At 54.7% G+C, this 17312-nt stretch carries 17 protein-coding genes and 1 tRNA gene; 6 read left to right on the top strand and 12 right to left on the bottom strand.

Annotated features, from left to right (window positions below; all coding sequences use genetic code 11):
• Positions 1-19: 19 nt before the first annotated feature.
• Together RJ53_RS07235 and RJ53_RS07230 are read right to left on the bottom strand one after the other, a co-directional pair.
• Complete coding sequence (locus RJ53_RS07235) at positions 20-226, bottom strand: DUF2281 domain-containing protein (RefSeq protein ID WP_211530958.1); 207 nt, start codon at positions 224-226, stop codon at positions 20-22.
• A 239-nt stretch (positions 227-465) separates the two neighbouring features.
• Complete coding sequence (locus RJ53_RS07230) at positions 466-1320, bottom strand: pirin family protein (RefSeq protein WP_211530957.1); 855 nt, start codon at positions 1318-1320, stop codon at positions 466-468.
• A gap of 137 nt (positions 1321-1457) precedes the next feature.
• Between RJ53_RS07230 and RJ53_RS07225 the strand changes: the two genes are divergently transcribed.
• A complete protein-coding gene (locus tag RJ53_RS07225) occupies positions 1458-2129 on the top strand; it encodes an MTAP family purine nucleoside phosphorylase (protein ID WP_211530956.1) in 672 nt (223 codons plus the stop codon).
• Positions 2126-3430 carry an amidohydrolase family protein gene (locus RJ53_RS07220; protein ID WP_211530955.1) on the top strand — a complete coding sequence of 435 codons (1305 nt, stop codon included), beginning with the start codon at positions 2126-2128 and terminating at the stop codon, positions 3428-3430. Before RJ53_RS07225 ends, RJ53_RS07220 begins: the two co-directional genes overlap by 4 nt.
• Before the next feature lie 26 nt (positions 3431-3456).
• Here the strand turns inward: RJ53_RS07220 and RJ53_RS07215 are convergent, their stop codons facing one another.
• The 3 genes from RJ53_RS07215 to RJ53_RS07205 form a co-directional block, all read right to left on the bottom strand.
• A complete protein-coding gene (locus tag RJ53_RS07215) occupies positions 3457-3885 on the bottom strand; it encodes a cupredoxin domain-containing protein (RefSeq protein ID WP_211530954.1) in 429 nt (142 codons plus the stop codon).
• A 110-nt stretch (positions 3886-3995) separates the two neighbouring features.
• Positions 3996-4943: a phosphoenolpyruvate carboxykinase (ATP) gene (locus RJ53_RS07210; RefSeq protein WP_211530953.1), complete on the bottom strand. Its 948-nt coding sequence runs from the start codon at positions 4941-4943 to the stop codon at positions 3996-3998.
• Between the two features lie 38 nt (positions 4944-4981).
• Entirely contained in the window at positions 4982-6682 is a 1701-nt protein-coding gene (locus RJ53_RS07205) for an AMP-binding protein (protein WP_211530952.1), read from the bottom strand.
• Positions 6683-6778: 96 nt separating this feature from the next.
• On the opposite strand from RJ53_RS07205, the gene RJ53_RS07200 reads away from it, so the two are divergent.
• From RJ53_RS07200 to RJ53_RS07190, 3 genes are all read left to right on the top strand, one after another.
• Positions 6779-6954: transfer RNA gene (locus RJ53_RS07200), tRNA-Trp, on the top strand.
• A gap of 74 nt (positions 6955-7028) precedes the next feature.
• Positions 7029-8219 carry a bifunctional 5,6,7,8-tetrahydromethanopterin hydro-lyase/3-hexulose-6-phosphate synthase gene (locus RJ53_RS07195; RefSeq protein WP_211530951.1) on the top strand — a complete coding sequence of 397 codons (1191 nt, stop codon included), beginning with the start codon at positions 7029-7031 and terminating at the stop codon, positions 8217-8219.
• 93 nt (positions 8220-8312) lie between these two features.
• A complete protein-coding gene (locus RJ53_RS07190) occupies positions 8313-10913 on the top strand; it encodes a PAS domain S-box protein (RefSeq protein WP_211530950.1) in 2601 nt (866 codons plus the stop codon).
• A 73-nt stretch (positions 10914-10986) separates the two neighbouring features.
• Here RJ53_RS07190 and RJ53_RS07185 read toward each other — a convergent pair whose 3' ends face one another.
• Entirely contained in the window at positions 10987-11415 is a 429-nt protein-coding gene (locus RJ53_RS07185; RefSeq protein WP_211530949.1) for an FKBP-type peptidyl-prolyl cis-trans isomerase, read from the bottom strand.
• 101 nt (positions 11416-11516) lie between these two features.
• Between RJ53_RS07185 and RJ53_RS07180 the strand changes: the two genes are divergently transcribed.
• Complete coding sequence (locus tag RJ53_RS07180; protein ID WP_211530948.1) at positions 11517-12275, top strand: creatininase family protein; 759 nt, start codon at positions 11517-11519, stop codon at positions 12273-12275.
• Here the strand turns inward: RJ53_RS07180 and RJ53_RS07175 are convergent.
• From RJ53_RS07175 to RJ53_RS07150, 6 genes are all read right to left on the bottom strand, one after another.
• On the bottom strand, positions 12257-13366 hold the full coding sequence (locus tag RJ53_RS07175; RefSeq protein WP_211530947.1) for a sugar-specific transcriptional regulator TrmB: 1110 nt from the start codon (positions 13364-13366) through the stop codon (positions 12257-12259). The two genes, RJ53_RS07180 and RJ53_RS07175, sit on opposite strands and share 19 nt — an antisense overlap.
• Positions 13350-14336, bottom strand: coding sequence for a homoserine dehydrogenase (locus tag RJ53_RS07170; RefSeq protein WP_211530946.1), 987 nt, complete (start codon positions 14334-14336; stop codon positions 13350-13352). Before RJ53_RS07170 ends, RJ53_RS07175 begins: the two co-directional genes overlap by 17 nt.
• A complete protein-coding gene (locus RJ53_RS07165; RefSeq protein ID WP_211530945.1) occupies positions 14333-14824 on the bottom strand; it encodes an amino acid-binding protein in 492 nt (163 codons plus the stop codon). Before RJ53_RS07165 ends, RJ53_RS07170 begins: the two co-directional genes overlap by 4 nt.
• A 78-nt stretch (positions 14825-14902) precedes the next feature.
• On the bottom strand, positions 14903-15616 hold the full coding sequence (locus tag RJ53_RS07160) for a DUF169 domain-containing protein (RefSeq protein ID WP_211530944.1): 714 nt from the start codon (positions 15614-15616) through the stop codon (positions 14903-14905).
• A gap of 49 nt (positions 15617-15665) precedes the next feature.
• Positions 15666-16484 (bottom strand): NAD(+)/NADH kinase, encoded by an 819-nt coding sequence (locus RJ53_RS07155; protein ID WP_211530982.1) that lies wholly within the window; start codon positions 16482-16484, stop codon positions 15666-15668.
• A 3-nt stretch (positions 16485-16487) separates the two neighbouring features.
• The gene (locus RJ53_RS07150) at positions 16488-17273 is read right to left on the bottom strand and encodes a bifunctional fructose-bisphosphatase/inositol-phosphate phosphatase (protein ID WP_211530943.1); all 786 of its coding nucleotides are present in this window, start codon (positions 17271-17273) and stop codon (positions 16488-16490) included.
• Positions 17274-17312: the final 39 nt, after the last annotated feature.

Below are 17312 nucleotides of genomic sequence, written 5' to 3'. Positions count from 1 at the left end.
TTTGTATCCAGAAGATACCTCATTCACTTCGCCAGGATAATGACTGTTCCTGAAGCTCCAGAGCGGTGTATGTATCCCGATATCGACTGAGAGCTCCAGCCCATGAAAGGCGAAGTGGCTTTCCATCTCCTGCTTTCTGTTTTCGAAGGAGAAAAGCGATAAAATCCTTAACCTCTTTTTTATTATCCGGTGAAAGTTCCTGTATCATCTCTTCAATTTCTGTCATACGGTCCTCAAATCCTTTATTTTAACCTGTATGATGTCAAATGCTATCCCTAACAAAGATACATCTAATGTATATATTTATCAATATCTACAAGAATGTTTCTCTTCAGATAGTGTGAATCCGATCATACCTTCTTCAATTACTATAAATTTATATTTTCTACTACATTATTATTTAAACGGCTCCAATCACCTCAGAATCCAGATAAAAGTCATACTACCCGAAAATAATCCTCCTCATCATCCCCTGATAAACGTCCCGTCCCGGTACTCGGCAAATGCCTGCCTCAGTTCCGCATCCGTATTCATCACAATCGGCCCACCCCAGGCTATCGGCTCACGGAGGGGCCTCCCGGAGAAGAAGAGGAACCGAACCCCCGTGTCACCGGCAGCGACATCCACCCTGTCCCCTGCAGCCCCAAAGAGGATCATCCTCCGGTTCCCATGCTCTTCCCCTCTCTCGGGATCGAACCTTCCGGACCCTGCAAAAACATACGCAGCCGCCATATAGCCGGGGGCCACCTGATGGGAAAACGCCGCCCCCGGCTCAAGCGTCACATCAAGGTACTCCGGGTCGGCCATCAGATCCCGGACCGGACCGGTGACCCCGCCGACAGTGCCGCAGATGACCCGGACGGCAGCACCCCCCGGGAGCGTCACCAAGGGTATCTCGCCTGCCTGAATCTCCTGGTATCGTGGCTTCATCATCTTATGGCTCTGTGGAAGATTCACCCAGAGCTGGAAGCCCCCCATCCGGCCATCGACCGGCTTTGGCATCTCCTGGTGAATGATACCGGAGCCGGCGGTCATCCACTGGATCCCTCCGGCAGGGACGATCCCGGCATGGCCCATACTGTCGCCATGCTCGATCCTCCCCTCAAGCATATAGGTCACCGTCTCAATTCCCCGGTGCGGATGCCAGGGAAACCCGGCGAGATAGTCCCTCGGATCATCGCCACGGAAGTCATCGAACATCAGAAACGGGTCAAAACGTGGTAGCTCGGCATGGCCGAAGGCCCGGTGAAGCCGAACGCCCGCCCCCTCCATCGTCTCACGGGCAATAAAAACCTCCTCTATCGATCTCGTCTGAGGCATACGCTCCGATATATGGTACGAAGAAGATAAATCTTCGCAGAAGTGGCCTGAGACTCCGTGAAAAACCGTCTCCTTCAATAATCCTGAGAACAGACAGTTCTTTCAATGGCAGTCAGATCAGCCACGGAGTGCAGGCCATGTTAGGTATCATCGGAGGGACAAGCCTCCTCTTTGCAGACCTTCCCCCGCTGAAGGAGGAGGTCGTCGCAACACCGTACGGAAGAGCGGTCGTCCATAGCGGGGAGATCTGCCTGGTACCACGCCACCAGTACTCCCGGCCACCTCACCGGATCAACCACAAGGCACACCTTGCGGCATTGAAGATGAAGGGCGTCGACCGGATCATCGCCTTCGGATCGGTCGGATCTCTCAGGGTGAAGTACCGCCCCGGCTCCCTCCTCATCCCGCAGGACTTCATCAGCTGGGGGGCGATCCCGACATTCCATGACGGGACGATCACCCATGTCATGCCCGGCCTTGACCATGACCTCATCATCACCCTCGGGAACATCCATGAGGATGCACAGATCGGTGGAACCTATGTCCAGACAACGGGTCCGAGATTTGAGACCGCCGCAGAGGTCCGGGCACTTGCAGAGGTCGCTGATATGGTCGGGATGACGGTGGCAAGCGAGGCGACGCTCGCCATTGAACTCGGCATACGGTTTGCCGCCATCTGCAATGTCGATAACTATGCAAACGGAATCGGTGACGAATCGATCAGTTATGAGACGATTCTTACCGCCGCAAAGGCAGGAAGCAGACGTACAAGCATTATACTTGAGAAAATTGTTGAGGAACTTGCATGACAGACCAGGAGATACCATACAACCAGCGTTCATCGATCCTGATTCGGAACGCCTCTCTAAACGGAAGGAAGACTGACATTCGTATCGAGGACGGGATCATCAGATCCGTCGGTGAAACGAAAGAGAGAGATGCAGAGATCACCATCGATGCAGCAGGCGATATCGTCATGCCCGGCCTCGTCAATACCCACACCCATGCCGCGATGAGCCTGCTCCGGGGGTATGCAGACGACATGGTCCTCTTCGAATGGCTCTCAGAGAAGATCTGGCCGCTTGAAGCCCATCTCACCGGAGACGATGTCTACTGGGGAACCCGGCTCGCCTGCCTGGAGATGATCAGGACAGGGACCATCGCCTTCAATGATATGTACTTCTTCATGGACCGGGCCGCCGATGCGGTGGAGGAGGCCGGGATCCGGGCATGCCTCTCCCACGGCTTCATCGACCTCTTCACCGAGGAGAAGCGGGAAGCCGAGATGAAGGCATCCGTCGCACTCCACAAAAATATCAGGGCACGAAATAACCCGAAACTCTCCTTCGCCCTCGGCCCCCATGCCCTCTACACCGTCTCCCCCGAAGGTCTCCGGTGGTGTGCGGAGTACTCAGTGGAGCATGACTGCGGCATTCACATCCACCTCTCCGAGACCGAACAGGAGGTCAACGACTGTATCGCCACCCATGGTGTCAGGCCGGCCGCCTACCTCGATGCGCATGGCATCCTCACCAGCCGGACCGTCGCCGCCCACTGCTGCTGGCTCGATACCGATGAATGCAGGCTCCTTGGAGAACGGCAGACCGCGGCATCCCACAACCCGGCAAGCAACATGAAACTCGCAGGCGGCCGGGCAATCCCGTACAGTGATCTCAGGAATGCCTCAGCCCCCGTCACCCTCGGAACCGATGGCTGTGCCTCAAACAACAACCTCGACCTCTTCGAGGAGATGAAGATGGCAGCACTCCTCCAGAAGTTCGCCACCCGTGACCCGACCATCCTCCCGGCGGCGGAGTCTCTGGAGATTGGAACAAAAAACGGAGCAGAAGCCCTCAGGACCGGCGGCGGCGTCATCGCCCCCGGATATGCCGCCGACATCATCCTTGTTGACAGAGATACGATCTGCCAGACACCGTTCCATAACGGCTCATCAAACCTCGTCTATTCCTGCAATGGCACTGTAGTTAAAACCGTCATCTGTGATGGCGCCATCCTCATGCATGACCGCCATATTCCTGAAGAGGAAGCGATCCTTGAAAGAGCAGGGAAGGCGGCTTCTGCACTCGTTGCACGAAGAAACGTGGCATAAGTCCACACTTTTTTATAATCACCGAATCAGTCCCTTCGCAATACCAGGTACGCGATGGCAGCAATCCCGATAATGGCGATGAGCAGCGCAAATCCGAACGGCCCGTCCGTATCCTCCTCCTCTGGCAGAGGGATCAGATCTTCACCGGCAACGATGATCTCGCCGGTCATATACGGGTGAGGCGTGGAGAAGTACGCATAGGTCCCTGGCTCGGTGAAAGTGTATTCAAACGAATGGCCCTGAGGAAGGGATCCGGAATCGAAGATACCGTCTTCACTGGTCACTGAATGAACCGCGATATCCATATTCGTCCAGGTGACCGTCGTTCCGGGATCGATGGTAACAGAATCCGGCTCAAAGGTGAAGCGGACGATTCCAACAGACTCGGCATGCACCGGGCTGATGAAGATTCCCAGAAGGAGGAGGAGATATATGAGGGAGATGTAGATTCTCATTATGCTATCAACTCATGCAGATCTATACGGGTGAGAAGAGAGGGATAGATGCATTCTCTTCCTTCCAGGTATCCTCATCTCTCCAATGTCTTCCTATTATATAATTTTTATTATAATTTTTCATAACCTCTGACAATCGTCCGCAACAACTCCTGCGTCTCCCCTGGTGTTTCGCACCTGGCGACCGTCAGGATCTCAACCCTTTCGAGGAGCTGCCGGTAGTACTCCCGCCGGATTTCGGTCTTGTAGTCATTCTTCACCAGAAGATGCGGATTGAAGTACCGGTTCTCTTCAAGGATGGAGAGCGCCTCATCTGTCGTGACTCGCCGGTATGCCCTCTCCCCCTCGATTGTCAGGATCAGGATCCGGCGAAGCGTCGTCAGTGGGAAGATCCTCCCCTTCCCGATGGCGTACCTGAGATCCACTATCGCCCGCCCCTCCTCGTCGAAGTCGGCGCGGGCCATCAGGGGCTCAAACTCGGGCCAGGCCGCGGCAAGATCCGCCCGGATATAGAAGTTCTTCTCTGATGAATAGGCGAGGGCGGCATCAGGAAAGATCCGGAAGAAGAACCAGTCATCTGCGATCACCCGGATCGATGGATCGAGGAGGAAACCATAGGTCTGCGTCGTCTTCCCCGCACCTGACATCCCGATGATCGCAAACCCCTCGCCATTCCGGTCCAGGCAGGCACCATGGCAGGAGGCAATCCCATGGCCATCCTCGAGGATATCGCCGCAGAGGCCGAGGGCTATCGACTTGACCCAGCCATAATAGGTCATATTGAAGAGAAAGACGGTCTTTGAACCGCGATCATATCGGACCGTATTCTCCGGAAACAGGGCGTCATGCAGGACATACAGCCGCCCGTGCGATCGAATGGACTGGGATGCAAAGAAGAAGTTCTCAGCAAAGCGATCCCTGACCGGTCGGGAATCCGTCATCAGCTTGACGCAGCAGCCATAGATCTCGGCACGGACCTCGTAGAGAACCGACTGATTGATCCCACCGAGGAGTTCATCCTTCGTATGTGAATCTATCAGTACACAATCATAGCCCATAGCTGGAGATGGGAGGGAGGAAGTGAAGAACCCTCCCCTCAGGCGGTCTCCACCTTCTCGGCATCCTGAAGGCCGAGCTCCTCAACCGCCATCTGCCGCATCTTGAACTTCTGGATCTTCCCGGAGATGGTCATCGGGAAGCTGTCGACGAACTTGAAGTACTTCGGCACCTTGTAATGAGCGATCTTTCCTTTACAGAACTGACGGATATCCTCCTCGGTGACGGTATTTCCGTTCTCCACCTTCACCCAGGCCATCAGCTCCTCGCCGTATTTGATATCCGGAACTCCGATGATGTAGACATCGGCGATTGAAGGATGATGGTGGAGGAACTCCTCGATCTCACGGGGATAGATATTCTCGCCTCCGCGGATCACCATCTCCTTCAGCCTGCCGACGATCCGGATGTACCCCTCTTCATCCATCACGCCGAGATCACCGGTATGGCTCCACCGGTTTACATCGATCGTCGAATGGGTTGCACTCGGGTTATTGTAGTAACATTTCATCACCATGTACCCGCGTGCACAGATCTCCCCCCGTTCACCACGCGGCACGATCTTCCCGGTCTTTGGATCGATGATCTTCAGCTCGGTATGCGGCATCGCCCGGCCAACGGTCGAGACCCGGCGTTCAAGGGGATCATCCACCGTTGACATTGTGACGCCGGGGGCGAGTTCTGTCTGACCATAGACGATGATGATATCGGACATATGCATCCGGTTATTCACCTCCTTCATCACCTCAATCGGGCAGGGCGATCCGGCCATGATCCCGGTACGAAGGGTATCAAGCTTATAGTAATGGAAGTTTGGAAGCGACAGCTCGGCGATGAACATCGTCGGCACACCATGTACCGCTGTGCACTTCTCATCCTGAATAGTCTGGAGGACCGCCTCAGGGTTGAAGACCGGGGAGGGGATGATCATCGTCGATCCATGCGTCACACAGGCGAGATTGGAGAGGACCATCCCGAAGCAGTGATAGAAGGGGACCGGGATACAGAGACGGTCCTTCTCGGTAAAACGCATACCCTCACCGATGATGTAGCCATTATTGACGATACTGTGATGGGAGAGGACGACCCCTTTTGGATATCCGGTCGTTCCGGAGGTGTACTGAATATTGATGGGATCATCAAACTCAAGGAGGGCCTCACGGTCAGCGAGTTCGCCGGGGGTGATCCCCTCTGCCAGCTCCTGGATCTCATCCCACCGGTACATCCCGTTGTACGGCACATCGCCCATGAAGATGACATTTTTCAGGAACGGGAATTTGTCTGACTTGAGCCTCCCTGCACGGGACTCAAACGCCTCGGGGCAGGCTTCATAGAACATCCCGACATAATCCGACGTCTTAAAGCGCCCTTGGATGATGAGGGTCTGAACCTCCGCCTGCTTCATCGCGTACTCGAACTCATAGGTCCGGTATGCAGGGTTGATATTCACCATGATGGCGCCGATCTTTGCGGTGGCGAACTGGACGATTACCCATTCTGCATAATTGAGTGCCCAGATGGCGACACGGTTGCCGCGCTCCACTCCAAGCGCCATCAGCCCGCGTGCAAAGAGATCCACCTCAGCCAGAAACTCCCGGTAGCTGTACCGGAGCCCCTGGTGCACCGAGACGAGCGCGTCGTTATCCGGGTATTTGGCGGCGATACGATTGAGCATCTCCCCAACGGTCTCGCCTGTAAGGGGGGTCTCTGAGACCCCGCATGTATAGCTGCCTTGCTCCATTCCTTCTATCGTACTGAGTACAGGAGAAAAAAGATATCGTATTTGTAGTTCGGAATCTTTAAATGACGATAAAGTAATAGAGTATAGGACAGGATCGGGGTCGTGGCCTAGTCCGGTATGGCGACGGGCTCCAGCGGTCTTGGCGTATGATGAACAATCGGGTCTGCTGATTTGATAAGATGATGACCCGTTGGAGCGCTGACGCTTATGTCACCGCCCATACGCTTGTCGGAGAGACCCGTCGATCGTGAGTTCAAATCTCACCGACCCCACCTTTTCTTCTGAATGACTACTTCTCATTTATAGATGTACGATCCATACATATGTCCAAGGCAGGAATTTTGTTATGTATTCAATAGGTGAAGCCTTAGTTGGCGATGGGCCGGAACTTGCGCACATCGACCTCCTTGTCGGAGATAAGAACGGGCCTGTCGGTGCCGCATTTGCAAATGCACTCTCGCAGCTCTCGGCAGGACACACCCCACTCCTTGCGGTCATCAGGCCGAACCTCCTGACAAAGCCGGCAACGGTGATCATCCCGAAGGTCACCATGAAGAAGGGTGAGCAGGTGAAGGAGATGTTTGGCCCTGTCCAGGCAGCAGTTGCCAAAGCCGTGGCCGACAGCCTCGAGGAAGGCCTCTTCAACGGGATCAATATCGATGATATCGTCATCATCGCAAGCGTCTATCTTGCTCCCGATGCAGTGGATTACAATAAGATCTACCGGTTCAACTATGGTGCGATGAAACTCTCATTATCCCGCGCATTTGAACAGTTCCCTGATGAGGCGACGATCCTCCATGAGAAGGACCGTGCAGCACACGGTGTCATGGGATTCAAGGTTCACCGCCTCTGGAACCCGCCGTACCTCCAGGTCGCCATGGATCTCGTGGACATGAACCACATGGAACGGGTCTTACGCGAGCTTCCAAAGAACGACCACCTCATCATCGAGGCAGGCACGCCGCTCATCAAGCAGTTCGGCCTCTCCATCATCGGGGAGATCAGAAAGCTCCGGCCTGATGCCTTCATCATCGCCGATCTCAAGACCCTCGACACCGGCAACCTTGAGACGAGGATGTGCGCAAACGCATCCGCAGACGCAGTCGTCATCTCCGGCCTTGCACCGATCTCAACCATTGAGAAGGCTGTCCTTGAGGCTCGGAAGACCGGTATCTATGCCGTCGTTGATATGCTCAATGTCGAGTCGCCGGTTGCACTTGTTGAGGCACTTGCAAAGAAGAATGCACTCCCCCATGTCGTCGAGATGCACCGTGCAATCGATGCGGAAGGAAGCGAGTACTCCTGGGGAGACATCCCGAAGATCAAGGAGGCAGCAGGCGGGAAGATCCTCGTCGCAACCGCCGGTGGCATCCGTGTGAATGTTGCAAAGAAGGCACTTGCAGCAGGTGCGGATATCCTCGTCGTCGGCCGTGCAATCACCGCAAGCAAGAACATCCAGCATGCGGCAGAAGAGTTCCTCGAAGAGATCGACTCCGAAGAGATCGATCAGTTCAGGATCATGACCGACTTCTAAACCCCTTTTTTTTCTCCCTCCCGGAAGACTTCGCGTTCCAGCATGGCACTTTTTGGATGAAAATGTTATCATTTCATATGATAATGATTAACCATGCACCCCTCCGGGACCGATCAGGGGCAGGTCTCCCTCCTCTATGTTGATGACGAACCTTCCCTTCTTGAACTCGGTAAAATCTATCTCGAAAAGACCGGTGATTTCAGCGTAACCACTGCGCTGAGTGGAGAAGACGCACTTCGTATCCTGGCAGATCACCCCTTCGATGTTATCGTCTCCGATTATCAGATGCCCGGGGGAATGGATGGTATCGCCTTCCTCAGACATCTCCGATCAGCAGGGGATGGAACACCCTTCATCATCTTCACCGGAAAGGGGCGGGAGGAGGTCGTGATCGAGGCATTGAACGGAGGGGCCGACTTCTATCTCCAGAAGGGGGGTAACCCCAAGGCCCAGTTTGCCGAGCTCTCCAATAAGATTCTGTACGCTATCTGCCGAAAACGGGCTGAGGAGAGGCTTGCACATTCTCATGATCTGATGCGCTACATCATCGAACATAATAATGCCGCCGTTGCGGTGCATGATAGGGACTTACGCTATATCTTTGTGAGCCAGCGGTACCTGGATACCTATGGGGTGACGGAAGCCAATGTCATCGGCAGACATCATTATGAGGTCTTTCCGGATCTACCCTGGAAATGGCGTGAAATCCATAGAAAGGTACTTGCCGGAGAGGGTGTCTTCAGGGCAGATGAAGATCCATACCCACGGAGCGATGGAGGGACAGACTGGACTCGCTGGGAGTGCCGCCCCTGGTATGAATCTGACGGCTCTATCGGCGGGCTGATTGTCTATACCGAGATTATCACCGAACGCAAGCTTGCGGAGGATGAACTGAGGAGGAAGAATGAGGAACTTGCAGATGAGAAGGCATTGCTGGAAGCGATCTTCTCCAGTGTCCCCGGGATGTTCTACCTCTATGACAGCGAAGGACACCTGATCCGCTGGAATGCACATCACGAGACGATGACGGGGTATTCCCCCGAGGAACTGTCGAAGATGCAGCTCCTCGACTGGTTCTCCGGGGATGCAACAAGCCAGGCTGAAGTATTGGAAGGTGTCAGAAGAATAACGACAGAGGGTTTCGGAGAAGCAGAAGCAGACCTGCAGAAGAAAGATGGCACAACCATACCCATGTACTTCACTGTTTGCCCGCTGACCCTCCATGGCAGACAGTATTTTACCGGAGTGGGGATCGATACCACCAGGCTGAAACGAGCAGAGCAGGAATTTCTTCTGAAGGATGCCGCCATCGAATCATCCAATAACGGCATCGCCATAACAGACCTCGATGGAATCCTCACCTACGTAAACCCCGCATTCCTCTCTCTCTGGGGATATGCCGGTTCTGAAGAGGTGATCGGCCGTCCTGCCACCTCCTTCTGGGTGTCAGAGAAGGCGGCGGAAGATGTCATCGCTATGGAGAAGCGGGATGGTACATGGTCCGGAGAGCTGAAAGGGCTACGCAAGGATGGCTCTCCAATAGACATCCAGCTCTCTGCAAGCCTTGTCCATGATGCCTCCGGTCTTCCCGTCGCCATGATGGGATCCTTCATCGACATCACCGAGCGGAAGCGGGCAGAAACGGCACTCCGGGAGAGTGAGGAGAAGTTCAGGACCTTATTTGAAACGATGGCACCGGGTGTCTTCTACCAGAAGTCTGATGGAACTCCGATTGATATAAATTCGGCAGCATTGAGAATGTTTGGAGTCACCAGGGAACAATTCATGGGCCGGGACTCCTATGATCCCCGCTGGAAGGTTGTCTCAGAGAACGGTGTTCATCTCCCCCCGGAACAGCATCCTTCAATGATCGCCCTCCGATCCGGCATCGCCGTAAGAGATACCGTTCTCGGCGTCTTTAATCCGATGAAGGATGATATGACCTGGATACTCATCAACGCAACCCCCCAGTTCAGGGAGGGTGAGACGACACCATATCAGGTCTTTGTCACCATGTCGGATATCACCGGGGTGAAAGCCGCAGAGAAGGCACTACATTCCGCAAATAGAAAACTTCAGATCCTCTCCCGAGTCACCCGGCATGATATCCAGAACAGGATTATGTCACTCCAGGGGTATCTCGCACTGGCAGAAGACCTGGGTGAGAATCCGGAACAGAGAAAATATCTCGATGAAGTGAAGAGGGCTTCGACTATCATTCAGGATCAGATCGCATTTACCGGCCATTATGAAGATGTTGGTATGGGGAGACCGACATGGATCCCCCTCTCCATGGTGATCGGGACAATTGAAAAAACCCGGATTCCAATCCGGAATCACTGCTCCAATCTCTCAATCTTTGCTGATCCGATGCTGGAGAAGGTCTTTGCAAACCTCCTGGACAACACTGTCCGCTACGCAGATGGTGCAACAGGTATTGATATCCGGTGTGAGGAACGGGATGGGGACCTCCTCATCATCTGGGAGGACGACGGCCCCGGTATTCCGGATGATCAGAAAGAACTCATCTTTGAGAGGGGTTTTGGGAAGAATACCGGATTTGGGCTCTTCCTTGCAGTGGAGATTGTAAGCATCACCGGCATTACCCTGTGTGAAACCGGCATCTATGGCAGAGGTGCGAGATTTGAGATGCAGGTCCCGAAAGGGGGCTGGACGGCGTCTTCTTCTCCATAAGAAAAGCCTACCGTACCCTATAGGCACCTATAGACCTACCGGGAGAACCTGAAAAAAGTGGTTTTCTGAATACTCAGAGAATTTCTACAAGTGTCAGTTCAAAGACGAGTGTCTTGCCTGCAAGAGGATGGTTTGCATCAAGGGTGACGGTCTCATCACCGATTTCGGTGATCGTCACCTCAATGACCTGATCCTCTCCAACCTGCACCTGGAAGCGGTCACCGAGATTCGGGGTGACATCGGGGGGGAACTGGTCTTTTGGCACTGGGAAGATGATCTCATCATTCCTCTCGCCATAGGCACGGTCTGGCGGGATCTCGATCCGCTTCGACTCGCCCGGCTCCATTCCCTCAAGATTCTCATCAAAACCTGGAATGACCTGGCCCGCTCCGATCGTAAACTCAATCGGCTCACGGTCAAGTGAGGAGTCAAAGACTTCGCCGTCTTCAAGTGTTCCGGTGTAGTGGACCCTGACAGAGTCTCCAATTGCTGCTCCTGTCATATCCAATGACGTTTGGGTCGAGGGTATAAGAAAGAATCCCTATTAACAGTATTTGAGAACATTACAATACATTGATCAACTTTAGCATCATTTCTGAATCTATGGAGAAGAATCCTCGCCTCATCCAGCATCTGACCGCAGCAGATTATACTGCCGAACCATTCAGGATGGTGATCCTCCCGCTCGGCTCACTCGAGAGCCATGGCGGCCATCTCCCCTTCGGAACCGATGCCCTCACTGCGGCCGCCCTCGCAGATGCGGTTGCCGCAAAAATCCCCGGTGCCGCCGTACTCCCGGCAGTCCCGTACGGTGTCTCAGAGCATTACCGGGAGTTTCCTTTTACAATATCGCTCAGTTTCGGAACAGAGATCGCGATCATCACAGAGATTCTTGAGTCGCTTCATCGGGAAGGGATCAGGCGGGTATTCATCCTTAATGGCCATGACGGCAACATCGCACCGATCGAGGTGGCGGCACGGACCGTCAAGGTCAGGCACCCGGAGATGCGGATCATCGCACTCGGTGCATGGTGGGAGAGTATCGGTCCCATCCTCCCTGACGGCTTCTTCGAGGTCTGGGGGGGCCTCGGCCATGGTGGTGAGGGTGAGATGTCCATCGGCCTTGCCCTCTTCGAAGAGCTCTGCCAGCCGGAACATGCAGAAGGGAGGGTACCGGATCTTCCGGTGTTTGGGGATCTGAAATGGTGCTTCTCAGAGCTGACCGACTGCGGTGCAACAGGCGACCCCACGAAGGGAAGCAGGGAGAAAGGAATGAAGATGACGGAGGTTCTTGTCGGAGCGATCGTCTCGATGCTCAATGATGCCATGGAGCGGGACTGGAATTACGGATTGAAAGGATGATCAGGGTTTAAAAGGATCTCATCGGAACATCCCTGGAGTGAGACCGCGGCAAGCGCCCCGATCACCCCGCGGCCGCCGATGAGATGGATGCCTGTCTCCTGGGCAAGAGCTTCTGCATCACCGATCGTGACCCGCTCCTGCCGTGCCTGCTCACCAAACGCACGCAGCCCCTCCTGCTCTGCCAGCCCTGTCCTGATAGCGATCCCCCATTCAGGCGATGCTGACTCTCCGGCAACGAATGCAACCGCCTGTTTGATGATCCCGGAGATCGCATCCTCCCCGGCTGCCAGCTCGATGAGGCTGCATGAGTTGCCCGCAGTCTTTTCAGAGATTCCCGGATAGAGCATCGCAACCTTGTGGGAGATCGGCATCACCCCCTCGCACCGTCCGAGTCGCTGGAGAAGGGCATAGGCAAGGGCAAATGTCGCACCATCCTCCCGGGAGTCGGTATCATCGATCCCGATGAGAAGCCGCCGCAGTGCCTTCGTATAGACATCCCCTTCGACAATAGTTCCGTTCCGGTGTGTCTCGACAGAGAGTACCCCTTCAGCTCGTGACATCATCTCGGTGAGGGAGTAGGCCGGTCCGCCGAAGGATCGGATCGTCTGGACGATCTGATCCCCTTCCTGTCGTATTGCAACAACACCGACTGCAGGAAGAGGGGAGATCCCCACCGCTGCGTCAACGGATCCGATACGCCCCATCTCCCGCAGGAGTGTTCCGTCCCGTCTGACATCGGTCAGGACACCCCCGGCACGCCCGTGATGATGTTTACAGAACGCGGCACATCCGCTACTCATGCATTCATGATAGATCTCGACGAGGTCGCCGTCGCAGGTCGAGAAGATCCGTTTACAGATTGTCTGGGGAAGAGCAGTTCGTGCGATATATCGTGTGGCTTCCCTCCCCTTGCCCGGTGAGGAGATGACGATACACTCATCCTCAATGAGCCGGTTTATCCAGTCCTGTGCAGTACTTCGGGGAATATCCATCTGGTGTGCAATATCTGCGATGGTAAAGGAGCCCTCGTCCAGTGTGAGCCGCCGCATCAGTGAGAGGATCTTATTTCTCTTCTCAAGAACGCCCGCCATAATAATCCCTGATTGAGATGAGATCGGCGAGTATTGCACTAGCGGTCGGCTGGGCTCCGGCACCCCGGCCGATGAAGGTCACATGCCCTGCCATATCGGTGCAGACCTGAATTGCGTTGAGTGTTCCGTCTACGACAAGGGGATGGTCGAGAGCAAGGACGCGGGGCGAAACCCGGATGATCTTTCGTTCCGGGATGATCTCACCGATGAGCCGGACCGTCGATCCCTCATCCTCGGCAAGATTGAGGGCCTCCACGGTGACGAGATCGATACCTGAGATATCGACATCCGAGAGGGTGACATTCATTCCAAGAAGGGTATTTGCCAGGATGACCAGTTTGATGGCTGCATCGATCCCTTTGACATCATAGGTCGGATCCGCTTCAGCATACCCGAGATCACGGGCCTCCTGCAGTGCCTGCTGATAGGTGAGCCCCTCATCACGCATCCGGGTCAGGATATAGTTGCAGGTGCCGTTTAAGATCCCATAGAGTGATCTGATGGTGTTTCCGGCAAGACCATGGCGGATCCCGTTGATCACCGGAACCGCTCCGGCGACCGTCGCCTCATACCCGAGGCCGACCTTCTGCTCATCTGCGATCGCTTTCAGCTCATGGTACGCAGAGGCGATCGGACCTTTATTTGAGGTGACGACATGCCTGCCGGATCTGAGGGTCGATCGGATGAGCGATGTTGCGGGCTCTCCGCCATTGGCGTTGGTCGGTGACGCCTCGACAAGGATATCAAATACACCGGATGCAAGAATATCCGCTGCACTCTTCCCTTCAATGCCGCAGAGACCTGTCTCTTTCTTCTTTGCCAGGATCTCTTCGGGATTGAGCCCATCTCCATTCATGATCGCAGATCGTGAGTCCGCGACCCCCGTCAGGGTGAACCCATGAACGGGATCGGCAAGCACCGCAGCAACCCCCTGGCCGACTGCGCCAAATCCGATAATGGCAACCCTCATTCCATACCCTCCAGAGGTTCAAGAACCAGAATCTCTTTTCGTGCGGTGACCTCATGCAGGATCGAGATGGCACGGCGCATATCCTCGGGAGACTCCGCCCGTATGGTGATCTTTGCCGTGGACGGCTCATTGATCGCCGGCATCACCATATGAAGTTCAGAGACCTCTGCATATCCGGTCTGATCGATATGATCGACGGTATCGGTGAGATCGGTATGCATCAGGTGCCCGATCATAATCAGGGATCGCTTCTGGTGAAGTCTCTCTTTTCCAACCCGGACCACACCACACCCGCGCTCCTGTAGTGTGGCAATTAAGGATTCAAGCTTATGTTCCGGAAGCTCGATGGTGATATCAACGATGAGCGTATTCTCAGCCGAGGTTCCATCCCGCTGATGGATGACCGTGATGATATTCCCTCCGATATCTGAGATCGGCTTTAATGCGCCGAGGAGCTGCCCCGGTGTATCCTTCAGCTCAAGTTTCATCGAGACCCGCACGTTATCACACCTATGTGTACGTACTCGCCTGCAGGTCATATAATGATTCGGAGATCGAAAAAAGGATTATTTCTTTGATCCGGGTGCCCCGGTAACAATCGGAAGTGCTGCTGCGATCTCTGGCAGCATCTCGCCGGGAATACCCATCACCATCTCGCCATCTGCGATCCCCGAAAATTTCCTTGAGCCATCGCAGCCAAGTGAGATATTCGGCTCCCCGCTGAGATAGACGGTTGCCGTCGCATCTGAGCAGACCGACTGAATCCCTGACATCTCAGGATGGAACCGACCGCCCATGCGGTACAGGATACTCTGGGCGGTTTTGAGCATCGCCCTGGGTTCGGCGATGATCAGGACGACATGCGGGGAGAAGGGGGTCGATTCAAGCGGGGAGTAGAGTGTCGCCCAGGTCTCACCGGAGGGGAGGTGCGGGATACGGTCGATGGTCCGGCGGCATGCGGCCCAGCTCTCGTACTTGCCAAGCTTGAAGTAAAACTCGCCTGATCTCAGCGATGCAGTCTGTTCACGCAGGCCGAGTGCCCATGCACCGCCCATACACTGATGCTTCTCAGCGGTTGCATAGAAGCATCTCCCTTCCTTCCTGGCCATTGTGACCATCATACAGTGCTTGGTTACATCACCGATCTCTTCGATTCCCGGAGGAATCTGCTCCTTTGATCCGGCGAGTTTGATGGCAACCGGGGATCCCTCCATCCCCAGCTCCCTCTTCAGTACAGCCGCAATCTCAGCATAATTCAGATCCGTTCTCATCTCATCCATAGAACTCACTCAGGATAGAGATTCATCGATACAACGATAAAACTGATCATCAGAGACGTCGGAGCTTCTGGTCAACCTTCTCAAAGAAATTCCGGTCCGAACTGATGAAGAGGGCGGGCTCCTCAGCACTCCGGATGGTGATTGAGGCATAGCGGCCGAGCGAACAGATCTCGACACCGTCGATGACAAGATGTGCAGGCTTGTCACTGTCGAGCCTGATCTCAAAATCCCTCTCTGTTGAGATGAGATGAGGTCGGGATGAGAGCATGTAAGGGGCCAGCGGAACGATCAGGACGCCCTCAATCCAGGGGTCCACAATCGGTCCGCCCGCACTCATTGCATATGCCGTCGAGCCCGTCGGGGTCCCGATGATCATTCCGTCCGCACGAAATGTCTCTGCCACGATGCCATCGATGACGATCGAGAAGCGGAGCATCTTGGCGGGACGGGTGGTGACGATGAGTGCCTCATTCAATGCATCTCCGACCTCTTTGCCGTCAATTATGAGGGAGAGGCGCATCCTCTCCTCCACGGGAAAGTCCGGTTCAAGGGATGTCAGGAAGGCAATTGCATTCTCCGGTTCGAGATCCGCCAGGAAACCGACCTCCCCCCGGTTCACCCCGATGATCGGGATCTGTCTCTTCATCTGTGCAACCGTCCGGAGGACCGTCCCGTCACCGCCAATGGTAACGATCAGGTCTGCGATATCCTTCGCATCGCTGATCGAGACCCCGGCAGATCCGAAGATGGCAGCCGCCCCTTCCTCAAAAAAGACGGTATGGCCTGCCCGAATTAACTCCTCACCCAGGCGTTTTGCATATTCAAGAGCATCATCCTGGTCAATCCGGGGTGCAACAATATAACGCATCATTCACCTCAGGTACTCGATCACTTTCCGGTGGATCACCGCATTCGTTGCAACCAGGCATCTCCCGACCGAGACATCCTCGGGGAAGGTGACCGGAGTTCCATCCAGCCCGGAGACGATCCCTCCCGCCTCACTGCAGATGAGTATCCCGGCGACGGCATCGATATTTCGAAGCGTATTTCTGAGATCGACAAAACCATCGATCCTGCCGCAGGCGACATAACAGAGCTCAAGTGCAGATGCCCCAAGGAGTCTCCATCGCCGTATCTTCTGACCAAGCTGCATTGCGCGTTCAGGATCAAACTTCCTGCCGTACAGGCTCATTGCACTCTCTTCAAGCAGAGAGATCCCCGAGACCATGATCGGCGTCCCATTAGAATAGGCACCCCCTCCCAAAGCGGCATAGAATTCCTCCCCTGACGCGAGATCTTTTACAAACCCTTCAGTGACGACCTCATCCTCTGCATAGGCAAGTGATATTGCATAAAAAGGGATGCCGGCAACGGCATTATACGTGCCATCGATAGGATCGAGATAGATCGTCCCCGCTCCACCTGGAAGGAGGATTCGTCCGGACTCTTCACTGATCACCTCTGCACAGATCCCGGTCTCGCGCAATATGCTGATGACAGATTCTTCGGCGATCTCATCGATCAACTCGGTCGGGGTCAGATCCGCACCCATCCGGATCATCACTCCTCCACGCTCAGTACCGACGATATCATCTATTTCATCGGCTACACTCCTGCCGATTCGCTGGCACGCATGGAGAAAGGGAGTCTCGATCATCCTGCGGTGTGTTTATGTTCTCCTGATTCAATAAATTAC

Source organism: Methanocalculus chunghsingensis, assembly GCF_018132105.1.
Taxonomy (GTDB): Archaea; Halobacteriota; Methanomicrobia; order Methanomicrobiales; family Methanocorpusculaceae; genus Methanocalculus; species Methanocalculus chunghsingensis.
This window is presented reverse-complemented; position numbering and strand designations above follow the sequence as displayed.